A 15,374-nucleotide genomic window follows, 5' to 3' on the forward strand; every position below is an offset into this window, starting at 1 on the left:
CTATACGGTCGAAATATATGTTTTTTCTGTAAAAAATGTCACTTTATGTGGTAAAACAGTCACTTCTAACGCTACTATTTAAAAACTCTGGTAATAATGTAAAATTCTACTGTCTCCAACCTAAAATCTTAGTCTTAAGGTTGGGCTGCAAAAATATTCCCTTGGGCGTAAGTGCAAATAGTCGCCAATAAGAGAGTATAGGCTATGGAATCTTTGTTACTACCTGTGTAATTAAATAAAGCGCAAAAGTAAATAAGATGAAGCCAATTGAATTAAGTAAAAATACTGCTTGAGAATCGAGCAGATGATTTGTACGAAAATTCCTATTTCTTAAACCCTCTATGAAAAGCCTATCTTAAAGGCAGATCAAAAAAAACTGTGCTGGGGTGTATGGCCGATGACGGCACAGTGACAGATGAAATACTGGCTACTGTCTACCGAGCAATGGTGAACTGATATATGACAATACATTCTGCACAAGGAGGTGAGATACAAATGTCACCATCAAAATATTCTCGACTGATTCATTTTTTACAAGAAGATTTGGCAATTTCCACAGCATCACTAGCAGTGGCGCTTCGACATCGGGAGCAAGATCCAGGCCCTTTGGCAATGATTCTTTGGCAGTATGGGTTAATTACTTTAGACCAATTAGAACAAATTTATGATTGGCTGGAGACAGCATAATTCATATTCAATTTTAGATTTTGAATTTTGGATTTTGGATTAAAAATTTCTACCAAATACCTGTTAACGGAATCTCAAAGAATACTATTTATACCAATTTGGTATGATACTAAGTTGCCAAAGTTAGTCTTGTTTGGTGTCAAAGAGACTGCCCGACTTTCTTCAGAACAAATAATACTATCTAGGGCAACTTGGTGTCATTTAGGAGAATTGAGGTATATCACCGAACAGGGCAAAAGTAAAAAGTTAAAAGGCACTCATAAAGAAAAAGAAAAATGGTTTGAGAGCAACTAAATTTATTTATGGAATGAAATAAAAACATTTATAACGATAGCGCAGCGTTAGCGAGTCTTCTCCCAAAGGGAGACGCTAAGAGCGATAGCGCCGGCGGCAAGCGAGTCATCGAGCGTCACGAGCGTCGTGGCGTAGCGCGTTCTCATGATTGCGTCTCGTAGAGAGAAATAATACGTCTTTATCAAATCCCCTTAATTTAACGTGACTTCGATGAACCTCTCCCTCCCAACCTCCCTTTCCGTTTCGGAGAGGGAGGAGCAACGAAAAATTAAGCTTTTTGCTCCCCTCTCCGACACGGAGAGGGGCTGGGGGAGAGGTCAAATAAGACTTGTCGAACTCACGTTAATTTATTAGGACTTACGCACTGTACAAAAAAACTATCTTGTGTATTAACGTAAATACGTTGTTTCAGGCTTTTGGCGGTCGCTTTTGATTGCTGGCGATCGCCAAAATATGACTGAAAAACCTAGCTAGAAGCCTTGAAAACTATACCTTTTATTTTGGCTTTTCTGTCAATGCGTAAGTCCTATTTATAAACTTTTTTGATAACGAGATGCAATGTACGCTTACCGTATCCTAGCCCTGGTTCAGCAATGACGATTCGAGTTAACTCAATACTACGGTTTAGTGATTTGAAGCCAGACCAGATAAGATAGCGTAGCCACTGGTTTTTTCTAAACCATTTTCAATCATGAAGTAACCCTTGTCAGCAGAGTGCAAGTGTCTGCTGTGTTCGTCTCGACTCCAGGATAGAATCAGGTTTTTGAACTCATCCCTGGCTTCTTGAGTGAGGATTAAGTCAATATCCTTTGGGTTAGCAAGTCGTAATTTCATCACACTTTAGACTTGAGAGTGTCATCGCCAAAAAAGTCTGTTACCAAAATTGTTACGAGTGCGTTGTTTTTGGGCAGCTAATTTATCATGATATATAGTTAAACTCCTCACACCACACTAAAAACCGTTAAACGCCAAGTTTGGCGGTTTTTTCCTTTTTAACAGCTTGTATTCAGACATGACGCTGTGAGATCAGGGATGAGGGTGCGATCGCATATTTCCACCCCTTCTAAAGAATTATCGCTCCATTCAAAAGCAAATCTCAGCTTTATTCAATTATTAAATGTACATTTATTATAACCTCAATGCGATGTCTACGATGGGTTATGACGCTCTCTAGGAGACGCTAAAAGCGTAGCTTGCTTCCCTGTAAGGGTACGCGGACTTGCTACCGCTACCCTATCGGCGATCGCAGTTTTCCCTCAAACATAGCTCTGTATCTACCCTATTACGCTAGAGTTGCATAAGAACGTGCATCTAAAGGCAGGAGGAAAGAGTTGTGAAAGCAGTCTTGATGACAGCAGCAGGCAGTCCCGAAGTTCTGCAAATACAGGATGTACCAAACCCTGCTGTTCCTGTTGGGAATACTGAACTTTTAGTGCGTTTAGTGGCAGCTGGCATTAACCCCATTGACACTAAACTTCGTAGTCGAGGCACTTTCTACCCCGATCGCACGCCAACAATTTTAGGATGTGATGGTGCGGGTATTGTCGAGGCGGTGGGTGCTGGCGTTCAGCGTTTTCGCCCAGGCGACGAGGTATATTTTTGCTATGGTGGCTTAGGCGCACACCAAGGCAATTACGCTGAATATACCGTTGTGGATGAGCGGTTTGTCGCACGTAAACCTGCGTCTATCTCCTTTGCCGAAGCAGCAGCAGCGCCTTTAGTGTTAATCACTGCCTGGGAAGCTTTATATGAACGAGGACGATTGTCACCTGGGGAACGGGTTTTGATTCATGCGGGTGCTGGTGGTGTCGGTCATGTAGCAATTCAACTGGCGAAACTCAAAGGTGCTACTGTTTCCACTACAGTGGGTTCTGAGGAAAAGGCTAATTTCGTCAAAGAACTTGGTGCTGATCATGTAATTTTTTACAAACAAACCGACTTTGTGCAAGCGGTATTAGATTGGACAGGCGGCGAAGGTGTAGACTTAGCTTTTGATACCGTAGGCGGCGAAAACTTTCACCAAACTTTCCCCGCAGTGCGAGTCTATGGTGATATTGTGACGATTCTCGAACCAGATGCCAATACTATTTGGAAAACTGCGAGACTACGTAATCTCCGCATTAGTTTAGAATTAATGTTGACACCAGCATTACTAGGATTAGAAGAGAGTCTCCAGCATCATGCAGAAATTCTCGAACAATCTGCAACTTGGATCGATGAAGGCAAGTTAAAAATCCATATTAGTCACAAGTTTCCTTTAAAAGAAGCGGCTAAGGCGCACCAACTGATTGAAAGTGGGTCTGTGGCGGGTAAAATTGTTCTGCTAATTAGCAATGAATGATCGAACAATTTGCATAATTTATTTTTTAAACGCAGAGGCACGCAGAGGTTAAACGCAAAGGTACACAGAGGGGTTTCGCTGCATTCCTTTGCGTTCCTTTGCGTTTTTTTAATTCTTCTCCTCTTCCTCCCCCTACCTGTTTGGGCAGCACAACCAGAACGTACACCCTTAACTCTGGAATTATTACAAGAACGACTACGTACTCCGACACTCCGCGAAGGCAATCTAACTATAGATTTGCAGAAGATGGTGATTGATTTGCGAACAGAGAATGCTAGCTTTCGTGATACTTTTTACCAATTGCTGCGAAAAGAACTAGGTGCAAAACCTCTGGGTTTAGACCTCAGTTACACTTTGATTTTAGGGGATTTTGTAGGCAGCGATTTGGGTTTAAGAACACCATTGTATGCAAAAGCCATTGCTCCCATTTTCACCGCTACTGAACAAAAAGAACTAGAACGTTTGCGCTTTGTTTGTCTAGAGTCACTTGCAATTGCTTTACCCAACTCTAAAGATTGTCGATCGCTCTTAGGAACAGAGTCAACCCCCGCCAGTGAAATCACTGTTTTTCGTGGTGTCTTAACACTGGTGCAAACTCGTTTCAATGGAGAAGTGAAGTTCTCTAATACATTTTTTCTTCAGTCTGTGGATGCCCAAGGTGCAACTTTTCTCCAACCTACTAATTGGACTGAAAGCAGATTTGCTCGTCCCGTTAGTTTCAACAGTGCTATCTTCAAGCAACCAAGCAATTTTCAGGGCAGTATTTTTTTTGAAAAAACTAATTTCAAAAAAATCAAATTTCAGGAATTCGCTGATTTTCAAGGTAGTATTTTTGAAAAAATTGCCAACTTCAACCAAGCAACTTTTAAACAGTTGGTTAAATTCAATAGTGTGCATTGGCAAGGAAATGCTGATTTTTCTGGTGTGGATTTTACCAATCAAGTCCAGTTTACTAAAGCAGATTTTAATCAGTTATTCCTTTTAACAGAAGCAACTTTTGAGCAAGCTGTTAGCTTCCGAGAAGCGGAGTTTAACCAATTGGTAAATCTACAAGGTGCGAACATTCTTAATCAAGCAGATTTTAGCGATGCGAGGTTTGGTACAGAGGCTTGTTTAAGTGTATCTGGTTTAACTTTTAATTCCAACCAAGCGAAAATTTTAGGTAATCCCGGTGAGATTGGTAAGATGTTCTGCATCCCAACATTACAAGGTAATCAAAATATCTTGCGAAATTTGGGGCAAAACTTCCGTCAGCAACAGCAAGTTGCCGATGCTAATGAACTGGAATATACCAAACAAAGACTGCGATTAATAGAGTTTGGCCGTCGTCTGACGGCTACAAATATTAATAGTGCAAGTGTCGCAAGTTTGATTAAATTAGGTTTTTCTGCACCTCAAGCCCAAGCGATCGCCCACCGTCGTCTGCTAAAATCCTTTCGTAACAGTAGTGAGTTACTCACCATCGCAGACATCGATTTAGAAAAATATACCCAACTAAGCGATCGCTTAATTGTTGGCGAAACCCTTTCTATAGGTGGGTGGCTACTGCTAGCTTGGAGTTGGTTAGCGTTGAGTGTACTGCTGTTATTGAGTGGCTATGGGACAAATTTTTGGTTAGTCTTTGGCGTGGGAGGATTAGCGATCGCTTATTTCGGCTTGCTATTTTGGCTAGTAGATCGCTATCGTCGGCTGCATCCCGTACCAATTATTCCCACAGTTTACGAAACCATTTCCATATTACTCAGTTTTAGCGTTTTAGAATTCTTCAGCTTACTAGCAATCTTTCGTAACGCTGCACAACCTTGGCTGACATTAGGGTGTCTTTTTATAATTATTGTCCCCGTGCCAATGGCTTTATTGATCCGACTTTACCAACAAGGGCGCTATCACAATTTAATGAATGTTTCTTACTTCACAGAAGACGGCACATTTCGCCAGTTAAGATTATTGATTGGGCGTTTGCCAGTGATACCAAGGAATCAGACATTTCGGGAACGATATATGCCCTTATTGTGCGATCGCCGTTGGAACTGGCTCAACTACTATGATTTTAGCCTCAACAACCTAGTTAAATTAGGATTTAACGACATTCGCCTGCGAGACGAACACTTACCAGGTATTATCTCTGCACTTGCTTGGTATCAATGGAGTTTGGGTTTAATTTACATCACCCTAGTTTTGTGGACACTTTCGCGTACAATTCCAGGGTTGAATTTGCTGATTTATCTGAAGTAGCAGCCATTTAGAGTTTTGCGGAATGAAACATAATATCAAATTCTTAATCCATGTATAATATTGTTATTTTTGACACATTAGTAATTGAAGAGTGTTGGCGTTAGTAGAAAATCAGGCGATCGCACTATAAAGTTAAATTAATGCGATCGCTATCCGTGAAAATCTGGCTAATTGTCTTCGAGAAGAACAGCACTAAAAAAAGCCAGAACTGGTTCCTAGAGTCTGGAAAATTTAAACTGGGATTCAGATCCAAACAAAATATTACTCATATTTTCTTCCCCAATACCCAGTTCCAAAGAATGCAGCCTGTTGATCAAGTCTAAAAAATAGTCTTAACCCATCTTCTGTTTTAGGCTTGCCACACTCCCGCGTTATCATCTGAGAAAGATAAAACTGTTGTGATCATGGGGAGGTCTTTCTCACTTCAGGAATTTCAACAACTAAATCATCCCGTAAAATAGACAGGCAAGAACCCTGCCTTGTAAAAATATGGGAAGACTTTTGGGAAATTCCTCAAAACTCAGGAATCGCTACTTATCTGCTCACTCAGGACTCAGAACTCTTTATGTTAGCAGGCACAATTTTGCAGGATGGAAAATACACCCTAATTCAAGAAATAGGGCGTGGTGGCTTTGGCATTACGTTTAAAGCTACGCATCACTACTTGGATCAGGAGGTGGTGATGAAAACCATCAATGAACGGCTGCGACAACATCCTGATTTTGCCAAATTCGAGGGACAATTCCAGGATGAAGCCAGACGATTAGCTACGTGTATCCACCCAAATATAGTCCGAGTTAGTGACTTTTTTGTGGAAGCTGGACTGCCGTACATGGTGATGGAATACATTCCTGGCGAAACCTTGGGGGACGCATTTGTATTACCAGGGATAACTTTGCCAGAAGCAACAGCAATTCATTACATCCAGCAAATTGGGGCAGCGTTGCAGGTAGTACACAACAACGGTTTGTTACACCGAGATGTCAAACCAGATAACATTATCCTCCGTCAAGGAACCCAGGAAGTAGTACTAATTGATTTTGGCATTGCCAGAGAATTTAATGGTGGTGTCAGGCAGACTCATACAGGTTTGGTTTCTGAAGGTTATTCTCCCATCGAGCAGTACTTGACACAAGCGCCACGCACACCCGCCACGGATGTTTATGGTTTAGCAGCAACCTTGTATGCACTATTGACAGCCCAAGTTCCCATGCCAGCATTATTGCGCGATCGCGAGCAAATGCCTTCGCCCCGCGAATTACAACCACACTTGAGTGCTGCTGTCAACCAGGCAGTAATGCGCGGTATGGCGGTGGAGTCTCGTTTTCGACCAGCAACAGTTGCCGAGTGGCTGCAATTGCTACCTGGAAATGGAATGAATCTGACACCGCAAGTCTTACCCACTTACGCAGTGCCAACTGTCAATTTATCTGCCCAACAGGCAGCAACTATAATTGGGAAAACTGCCCAAAATTCTCTTCATAGACCATCAGCCTTGGGCAACCCAGGCATTGCCAAGGAAGCTGTACTGGCTAAAAAGCTGAGATCATCTCAGGTATTGATTGGTATAAGTGTAGCCCTAGTTGCTGCTACAGCAGGTTTTGGAATCACGAGTATATTACCCAAATCTCAGCAGCAGCCAACCACAAAGCCACTTTTTGAACAGCCAACTCCAGAACCAGGTGCAAAAGTACCTAACTTCGATAGTACATCCTCACCTCCGGGTGAAGAGAGAACCCAATCAGCACCCGTCTCTAATTCCAAGTCGCGCCGTCGTAATCGTCGTTCTTCCCCAGAAGAATCTTCCAGCCCCAACCCGACAGCAGAATCACAACGCGGCAATTTTGAACCTTCGCCTAGTGTTTCCCCCACACCTTCCCTAGTAGAGAAACTAAGGGCAATCCGCTCATCTCGAAAGGCTTCCCCCGCACCAGTACCACAAAATAACTTACCCACTCCTAGTCAAGATTCTGCCTCCCCTCAACAGGTGAGTCCGTTAAACCCTGTGGTTATACCAACAGCACCATCAACGGAATCCAAACAATCAGATCCTTCTGCTGTAGTAGTACCAACATTAGAAAAGCAAAATTCTCCAACTAATAGTCAACCCCAGAATGTTCAGAAGTTCGAGGAAAAGCCACAAGATGATAATAATTAGTCACGTCGCTTGGGCGATCGCTGCGAATTCAAAATTCAAAATGACGCTCTCTACGAGACGCTAAAAGCGTAGCTTGCTTCTCTGAAAGAGTACGCAGACTCGCTAACGCTGCGCTAACAAAATTCAAAATTAATGATCCCCATAAATAAATTTAGGGGCTTGTATCCTTTTAGTTTTGGTCAATGTTAGATTTTAACTTTTGGATTTTGGTAAAGTAGTGCGGTAAGTCCAGTATCGCGCTGACTTCCATTTACAGCACTTCCGGCAGCTATGAGGTACATCCTCAAAACTAAAAGCTATGCTAGGAGGGGGCAAGGATAAAAACTGTATTGCATAATAGCGGGAAGCGCTGTAACTATTTACTTAGCTTGCTTCTCACTGGAGGCAATTATTACAAATTACGAATTAGTAATTATTTTAGGGAGAATTAAGCCTCTTTTGTACAATAACTTCCCCCTTCTGATTAATCTTCACCGGATTCTTGGGAAAAGCTTGATGATTCAAATAACGCATAAGTTTGACAGTCTGAAAACTCCGATCAATATGAGGGATTCCCTGCCGATCCATCCGAACAGGGATAATTTTACTTGATACTAAATCTCCCCCTGAATTGAGTTTGACTTCTAAAATCATTGAGTCACCTGTTTGGGCATTTGTAGATAAAGTCCGATATCCTAAAAAGTTTCCTAAAGAATAGGCAATCATTTTTCCCTTATAAATTTCCATCGCTCTTGGAACGTGAGGCCCATGTCCCAGTACTAAGTCTGCTCCTGCATCAATCATATTTCGAGCAAACTTGATCGAATTACCTCGGTTTTCTCCATAAAAAAACTCTGTCTGATTCTTAACGTGTAGTGCCCCTGTTCCTTCGGCTCCAGCGTGCATCGATACCACTACAATTTTGGCTTTATTTTTGGCTTCTGCCACGAGTGCTTGAGCTACCCCTAAATTCTGAATAGAATTATATATTTCATAAGGAGAAAACCCAATCATTGCTACGGGAATATTTTTAGCTTCCAAATAAAGAATTTGATTTTTATGACCTAATGTTGCAATGCCCGCAGCCTCAAGATTTTTCTTTGTATCTTTGAAGCCTACTAGCCCAAAGTCCATTGCATGGTTATTCGCCATATTAAACACATTAAAACCAGCCTTAGCAAATAGCTGGGCGTATGCAGGTGGAGAGCGAAAGGCAAAGACTTGCCCTCGACTAATATCTTTAGCACTGTAGGGATAATTAGTTAGGCTACTTTCAAAATTACCAAATAAAATATCAGATCCTTGCAAGTGAGTTCTCACTGACTTTGGTAATAATTGATCTCGAAAACGGGGTAATCTATAGTTAGGAAAATTAGTGCCGGGAATAATATCTCCAACGGCTTTGATCGTAATAGTATTTGGAAAGGTTTGTTGTTCTGTTATTGATGGCGCAAGTTCAGGAATAGCTGAAAATCGTACAGACTTGGTGGGTTTAGTCGCAGCGTTTAATCGCTGCGATTGCCCAAGCCGGATAATGACTCCTATACTAATACCTAGATATAAACAAACGCTGATAAAACTAAATGAGAGTACTCGCTCCAGTCTGCGATTTACCATCGTTAACTCCTCACACGATGGCATTAGTTTATCCCAAAAGTCTGTACTAGCGGTGTATATTTTAGTGTTTTTTGGGAAATGTTTGACTAAGTAAATACGGAAACATAATCCCGTTTCCCACGTAAGTAATGATATATACTTACTGTCAAGGCAAGCAGCATCTATTTGTTTAATTGTTCAGTAATCTTTTTGAACGGAGAGGGGGGGATTCGAACCCCCGTTGAGTTTCCCCAAAACGCATTTCGAGTGCGTCACCATGAACCGCTCGGACACCTCTCCAGCTATTTATTCAAACACTTGAGTATCTATATCCAGATTCAAGTGCAATGAAGTAAGGGAAATTCTAACAAACTCCCTATCGTATTATAGCATTATTGCTCTTTTTGCGTTAAACAAAAGTGCAATAATTCCCAATCTGCTTTAGTTAGTTGGTATAGATATTTCCCAAATTCCTTGATTTCCACCATATTCTAGAACATAAATCTTATTGCCGATAATCTCAGCATCAACAGGATTACTAAAACCTTTGACAATGCGTGTGGCGTTAAGTCTATAGTTGGTAGTTCCTATTTTAGTTAACTTTAAATGCAGCAGGTCTTGACCAGGATCTTTAAAAGGGCCTGCTATTGTTTCGCCAGTGGCGTCGCCTGGTGTCCAACCCAATACGAATCCATCTCTGTTAAATTCTGGACTCATTACTCCTTGTGTATCAAAAACTAAGCCCAAAGGAGAACGGTGTGCTGTAAAAGTGCTAAAACTTTGCCCAAGAACGCTGGCATCTTTGACTCTGCCATCTATGGGATCGCGGTAACTATCTGCGTCTGGTCCAAAATTAGGAATTGGTTCAATCAAGTTTCCAGTAGGGCGAACAGGAAAGGTTGGATCGTTACGATAGTAGCCCTTTTTGACAGCGTTAAATCTACGATCTAACAATCGGTCATTGGCAGGATTATAATTGGGAAATTGTTGTGGATTGTCTGTCCCACCAATACGCCAGGGAAAGCCATAATTACCACCTAGACGTAGCCAATTTAATTCTTCTGACATGTCGCGATCGGGGCCATTTTCTGTGCCAAATAAATCCCCGTTTGGTGCAAAAGCCATATCGAAAGTATTGCGTATTCCTTCTGCAAAAATATAGCCAGCTGTCTTTAAGGTTGCTCGATTGTTTGCAAGAAATAGATTTCTACCATTAGTAGGAAGACGGAGTATACAGGCGGTTAATCCGACTTCGCGAGTATTGGGATATAAGCCATCAACAGACTGAACCTCACCATGATCGGTACGAGAACCGCTATTCACATAGATGAAGTTACCATCTGGGCTAACAATCACGCCGTTAAAGCGATGGTCATAAGCTGTTTTACTTTTGGGATAGCCTGCACTCTTAGCTAAGACTGACCAAGTACGCTGTCCTGTTACCGAATTAATTACGCCTTTAACAATAATTGCTTTAGTCTGGTTATTCACAAGGTCTGCATTGCCAACCAAATAAATTGTGCCGTTAGGGCCAATGGCCATACCTTCAGTCTCACCTAGATTATGATTACTAGAGTTGTACACAAGTGTACTAGTAGAGGAGGCTAAATTGAGTCGATAAATCTCACCATTTTGTTTGAGGTAGTAAAGGGTATTGTTTCGTGGATCTTTTACAATCCGCACAGAAGGGGAGACTGATATTGTATTGATAATATTGCGAATCCTAATATCAGAACGCAGAGCTTCAGGTGCAGCATTTACTCCAGTAGTACCATGATTTAATAGAACTATTGTAAATAACAGGGTTTTAGCAGCGAAAAAGCACTGTTTTAGAGCAAACTTCCCGATAAATCTGCGTTGAACTTGGTTGGATGATTTAGTGTTATTCATGATTTTCTTCATAAAAAATTACCCGGACATGATAGAAATCTGCCCTGAAGTTGACAACGCTCTTATGCCAAACTGACTCCTAGTGTATAAGGAGTAGAACTGCTGTCACTAGAGCCAGAGAAAGTTCCGCCATCTTCAGGAAAGAACGCATATTTACTCACTGAAATGGAGTATGTACCTGCACCTAATGAAGCGGTGATTAATGATCCAAAGTCGGGGCCACTATCGTCGTCACTTTGCAGTAAATTCCCAGCATTGTTAAACAGTCCGATAACTGTATCATCGGTTGTCACTGTACTGATGGTGACAGTTTTTGGATTTGCTAGAGAAAATGTAAAAAAGTCGAAATCGGGATTATCCCCCGGTTGAACTGTTACTAGCTCACCGGCGAGATTAATGTTTGAGCCTGATGATAAAGAACCTAAACCTTCAGCTCTAGCGAGTGTATTGTTTGTAGCTTGTCCAGCATTTTCCCGTTCATAGAAAAGGAAGTCGTCACTATCAAGTCTAAGGTTCACTACGCCCTGCACAATACCGATAATCTCATCTGGCTCTGTTCCAGGTTTATCTAAGAATATTTGTGTGTTGGCTCCAACAGTTTGTAGGCGGTAGTCCTTTGGGGAGCCTTTGAGTTCTATTCGATCTTCACTACGGTTGAAGTCAGTAATAGTAGCCAAGTCTCCAAAACCAGCATTTGCAGTGTTGTTATCGTCGTAGTAGACATTTTTAGCGTCACCAAGGATAAATCTATCTAGCCCAACGCCGCCAGTTAAGGTATCAGTTTCCCCTAATCCAGGTGGGAGTAGACTACCGGGAAAAACACCGATGAGAATATCGTTTCCAGACCCACCATTGAGTATGTCATTGCCGGGCCCGCCTTGTAGGCTATCATTGCCGTCCTCACCATTGAGGATATCATTGCCCAAATTACCGTCTAGGGTGTCATCGCCTGCTCTTGCATTCAGAGTGTTGTTAGCACTATTCCCAAAAAGGAAGTTGTTAAGAATGTTACCTGTTCCGTTGATGGCGGTAGTTCCCGTCAACCTCAGGTTCTCTATATTGACGCCTAATGTGTAAGTGACAGAAGACCGGACGGTATCTATGCCTGAATTCGCAGCTTCCGTAATGGTATCAAGAACAGTATCAATGATGTAAGTGTCGTCACCTGCTCCCCCATTTAAGCTGTCAGTACCCAAGCCGCCATCAAGTGTGTCATTGCCAAGACCACCGATTAAACTGTCGTTTCCCGTCCCACCAAACAGATTATCATTACCATCTGCACCATTGAGGATGTCGTTACCAGAAGGACTATTGGCATTACCCCCATTAGCCCATCCATATATTGTATCATCTCCTGAAGTCCCATTTCTGGTGTCAGGATTTGTAGTGCCGTAAATAACTGCCATATTTATTATTGTTCCTAAATATCTAATGAATGCCTAAGTTCGGCCTAAGTCAAAGAACTTTTTCTAAGTTCAATGTTGATTAATTAAAACTGTAAATTTCAATACAGATGAACTTACTAAGGTAATTAATACGATTTAAAAAATATTAATTATTGATTTGGTTATTCGATTAAACAAATGCTTAAGTAACTAGTACCGCAAGGCAGAAGTCAAAAGTCAAAATAATTGTATTCCAAACTCTTGCGCCATTTTAAATGGTCTGTTTATTTCCGCCGTGCTGCACTGGGTCAAAATTCATTTGTCTTTTTTTGGTTATTTTTCCGCAATCTTTAATTAATTTTAGGTGTCACTATTTACTTATCATGAGCAAAAGTTCACGTCAACTTATTTACCAAATCTTTAAGATATGACTCGTGTATCTTATAATACATAAAAAACATGTGAATGAACTTTAATTAAGTATTTTTTAAAATCTACTGTTTTTTTTTGCTAAGGATTGCGATATTTTTTAGCTTAATGCGTATTATCGTTAAGTTAGGTTTCAATATCATTTTCTTTTTGCAAAAACAATACTTTTCTATTAAAGAAATCCCTTCTCAAATACATAAGTTAAATTGATAGATTATCTAGAGCATTTTTGAGTTTAATAACACTTAAGCTTTACATAAATTTTATATGTCAATACGGTTCAGTTAGCCATAAAAACCTTAACCTACTTAGGTTGGGTTGAGGTTTTTGAGACGCGATAAATCGCCGTCTCTACAAGTGTTTTGTTGCTCATTCTGAACTGTATTGGGGTAATGCATTGTCTCAACCCAGCCTAAGATTATCCACAGACTAATACCGCAAGGCAGAAGTCAAAAGTCAAAAGAATTGTATTCCAAGCTCTTGCGCCATTTGAAATGGTCTGTTTATTTCCGCCGTGCTGTACTAAGCTAATGTACTTTTTATTTGCATAACTAGGGCGGGCAAAATGCCTGCCCCACAAGAGTTTTAATGCTAGGTAATATGCAAGTTAAATGTCCAACAGCTTACTCTAAATTTCAAAAAATGAATCTAAACGTCAATTAGTTTTTCTTGTAAACTAATTGTGCTTTGAAGCGTCAGGCATAATTGCTTCCTGAAGATTGACGCTGCTGAGGTTAGCTCCCCTAAGGTCGGCTCCTCTGAGGTTAGCTCCTCTAAGATTCGCTCCTGCCAAATTCGCACCTCTGAGGTTAGTCCAACTCAAGTTAGCTTGACTCAAGTCAGCTTCACTGAGGTTAGCCCGCAATAGGTAGGCACCAGTTAGGTGAGCCTTGTTCAAATTAGCTTTGTAAAGGTCAGCTTTGTAAAGATAAGCTCCCAACATTTCTGCTTCGTACAAACTTGCTTCGCTGAGGTCAGCGTCAATCAAGTTAGCTTCAATGAGGTTGGCAAAAGAGAGGTTAGTCCGCATCAATTTTGCTGCACCTAAATTGGCATCTCTCAAGTTAGCGCCTCTTAAATCAGTGCCAATAAGATTAGCAGATGCGATCGCAGCACCTCTAAGATCAACCCCACTCAAGTCTGCTCCAATCAGATTAGCATGACTTAAATCTGCATGTCTGAGTATAGCACCACTCAAATTAGCAACACTAAAGTTAGCCGCACTCAGGTTCGCTTCATTCAGGAAGGCTTTGTAGAGGTTGGCACTACTGAGGTCAGCACCACTGAGGTTTGCTCGCACGAGTAAAGCATTACCCAAATCTACCCTCCTCAAGTTTACTCCCTGGAGGTTTGCGCCTCTGAGGTTATCGCCTTGCAGATTTGCGGCGCTGAGGTCTGGTTCAATTTGGGGATTTTTCTTTCTCCACTCAATCCATGTGACTGCACCTGCTTTGAGTAAAGTTAGATGCTCTCGATTTGCCATTTTCTCTCTTTTACTCCTGACGCCCACCTAGAGAATTTACCCGACCAGCGACACTTTCAATAGCCGTTAACGCTCCTGCCGCACCTGCTAGAATATCCTGTTCTTGTCCACCTAAGTAAAGCCGTCCAAAACTACCTACAGCTTGAACTTCAAGAATGTTAATCCTCGCTGCTTTCTCCGCTTCATTGGCAGCCAGTGCGGCATAAGCAGCAGGTTCCACTTCTAATACATATAGTGTTTGACCTGCTAGTAGTAGCTGTCCCCGGCGCGTGCGATTAATCAGTTGTGTTTGATAAGCATCGATGTTGCGGATAATCTGACTAGAAATAACACGCGGTTTGAGACATTCCTCTCTTTTGACTCCTAGTGCTGCCAAAATAGCTTGACCAGCTGCTCGCGTTTCGCCTTGGGAGCTAGAATGAACTTCCAATAGGCCGTATAATCGTTCAACTACCAGTACTCCTGGACGGACAGAGGCAGATTTCAGGGCTATATCCGTAATCTTATTAATTTCGATACCAGGAGAGATTTCAATCCACAGTGATGTATCTCCTGGTAATGGTAAGAAGCCTTGGGCTACTGTTCCCATATATGCTGCATGTTGAGGTTGCAGGTTGTCGAGAAATACGAAACTGCGTAATTCTATGCCCAAGATTTTGCTCTCCAGTCGTGAGGGTAAAAGTTATCTATATGCAGGATATAAGCGCCTAAATTGACAATATAGGGTATAAAAGAGCGCAAAATCCGTTAAACGGATCTACACCCGTGTGTCAAATTGCAATTATAGGAGCCAATGCTTGTTTAGAAGACCATCGTCGTCGTGGGATAAAATCTACTTTGATCGGACGACATAATTTTTGTTTAACACAGCTGCTTTGTAAACACCTTAACCCTTTT

At 41.5% G+C, this 15,374-nt stretch carries 11 protein-coding genes and 1 tRNA gene; 5 read left to right on the forward strand and 7 right to left on the reverse strand.

The genetic code is table 11. The annotated features are described in order from the left end of the window. Positions 1-459 precede the first annotated feature (459 nt). Together V7L07_RS25380 and V7L07_RS25385 are read left to right on the forward strand one after the other, a co-directional pair. Entirely contained in the window at positions 460-687 is a 228-nt protein-coding gene (locus V7L07_RS25380; protein ID WP_179065710.1) for a DUF2949 domain-containing protein, read from the forward strand. Between the two features lie 27 nt (positions 688-714). Then, complete coding sequence (locus V7L07_RS25385; protein WP_335061575.1) at positions 715-981, forward strand: hypothetical protein; 267 nt, start codon at positions 715-717, stop codon at positions 979-981. Positions 982-1,605: 624 nt separating this feature from the next. Here V7L07_RS25385 and V7L07_RS25390 read toward each other — a convergent pair. After that, complete coding sequence (locus V7L07_RS25390) at positions 1,606-1,815, reverse strand: hypothetical protein (protein WP_335061576.1); 210 nt, start codon at positions 1,813-1,815, stop codon at positions 1,606-1,608. Between the two features lie 499 nt (positions 1,816-2,314). Here V7L07_RS25390 and V7L07_RS25395 point away from each other — a divergent pair, with 499 nt between their 5' ends. The 3 genes from V7L07_RS25395 to V7L07_RS25405 all read left to right on the forward strand — a co-directional run bounded on the left by V7L07_RS25395 (position 2,315) and on the right by V7L07_RS25405 (position 7,715). Next, positions 2,315-3,322 (forward strand): zinc-dependent alcohol dehydrogenase family protein, encoded by a 1,008-nt coding sequence (locus tag V7L07_RS25395; protein ID WP_335061577.1) that lies wholly within the window; start codon positions 2,315-2,317, stop codon positions 3,320-3,322. Between the two features lie 9 nt (positions 3,323-3,331). Further along, complete coding sequence (locus V7L07_RS25400) at positions 3,332-5,557, forward strand: pentapeptide repeat-containing protein (protein WP_335061578.1); 2,226 nt, start codon at positions 3,332-3,334, stop codon at positions 5,555-5,557. Between the two features lie 565 nt (positions 5,558-6,122). After that, on the forward strand, positions 6,123-7,715 hold the full coding sequence (locus V7L07_RS25405; protein WP_335061579.1) for a serine/threonine protein kinase: 1,593 nt from the start codon (positions 6,123-6,125) through the stop codon (positions 7,713-7,715). A gap of 417 nt (positions 7,716-8,132) precedes the next feature. Here V7L07_RS25405 and V7L07_RS25410 read toward each other — a convergent pair whose 3' ends face one another. From V7L07_RS25410 to V7L07_RS25435, 6 genes are all read right to left on the reverse strand, one after another. Then, positions 8,133-9,311 carry a CapA family protein gene (locus tag V7L07_RS25410; RefSeq protein ID WP_335061580.1) on the reverse strand — a complete coding sequence of 393 codons (1,179 nt, stop codon included), beginning with the start codon at positions 9,309-9,311 and terminating at the stop codon, positions 8,133-8,135. A 194-nt stretch (positions 9,312-9,505) separates the two neighbouring features. Further along, a tRNA-Ser gene (locus V7L07_RS25415) sits at positions 9,506-9,590 on the reverse strand. Positions 9,591-9,731: 141 nt separating this feature from the next. Further along, complete coding sequence (locus V7L07_RS25420) at positions 9,732-11,180, reverse strand: PQQ-dependent sugar dehydrogenase (RefSeq protein ID WP_335061581.1); 1,449 nt, start codon at positions 11,178-11,180, stop codon at positions 9,732-9,734. A 62-nt stretch (positions 11,181-11,242) separates the two neighbouring features. Next, positions 11,243-12,586 carry a DVUA0089 family protein gene (locus V7L07_RS25425; RefSeq protein ID WP_335061582.1) on the reverse strand — a complete coding sequence of 448 codons (1,344 nt, stop codon included), beginning with the start codon at positions 12,584-12,586 and terminating at the stop codon, positions 11,243-11,245. Positions 12,587-13,670: 1,084 nt separating this feature from the next. Beyond that, on the reverse strand, positions 13,671-14,477 hold the full coding sequence (locus tag V7L07_RS25430) for a pentapeptide repeat-containing protein (RefSeq protein WP_335061583.1): 807 nt from the start codon (positions 14,475-14,477) through the stop codon (positions 13,671-13,673). A 10-nt stretch (positions 14,478-14,487) separates the two neighbouring features. Beyond that, positions 14,488-15,129 carry a hypothetical protein gene (locus tag V7L07_RS25435; protein ID WP_335061584.1) on the reverse strand — a complete coding sequence of 214 codons (642 nt, stop codon included), beginning with the start codon at positions 15,127-15,129 and terminating at the stop codon, positions 14,488-14,490. Between the last annotated feature and the right edge of the window lie 245 nt (positions 15,130-15,374).

Source organism: Nostoc sp. (assembly GCF_036916985.1).
Taxonomy (GTDB): Bacteria; Cyanobacteriota; Cyanobacteriia; order Cyanobacteriales; family Nostocaceae; genus Nostoc.

Excerpts from the sequence above, each read along its gene's own strand:
- V7L07_RS25380 (WP_179065710.1), top strand. The coding sequence starts at position 460 with ATGACAATACATTCTGCACAAGGAGGTGAGATACAAATGTCACCATCA.
- V7L07_RS25390 (WP_335061576.1), bottom strand. The coding sequence starts at position 1,815 with ATGAAATTACGACTTGCTAACCCAAAGGATATTGACTTAATCCTCACT.
- V7L07_RS25405 (WP_335061579.1), top strand. The coding sequence starts at position 6,123 with ATGTTAGCAGGCACAATTTTGCAGGATGGAAAATACACCCTAATTCAA.
- V7L07_RS25410 (WP_335061580.1), bottom strand. The coding sequence starts at position 9,311 with ATGGTAAATCGCAGACTGGAGCGAGTACTCTCATTTAGTTTTATCAGC.
- V7L07_RS25420 (WP_335061581.1), bottom strand. The coding sequence starts at position 11,180 with ATGAATAACACTAAATCATCCAACCAAGTTCAACGCAGATTTATCGGG.
- V7L07_RS25425 (WP_335061582.1), bottom strand. The coding sequence starts at position 12,586 with ATGGCAGTTATTTACGGCACTACAAATCCTGACACCAGAAATGGGACT.
- V7L07_RS25430 (WP_335061583.1), bottom strand. The coding sequence starts at position 14,477 with ATGGCAAATCGAGAGCATCTAACTTTACTCAAAGCAGGTGCAGTCACA.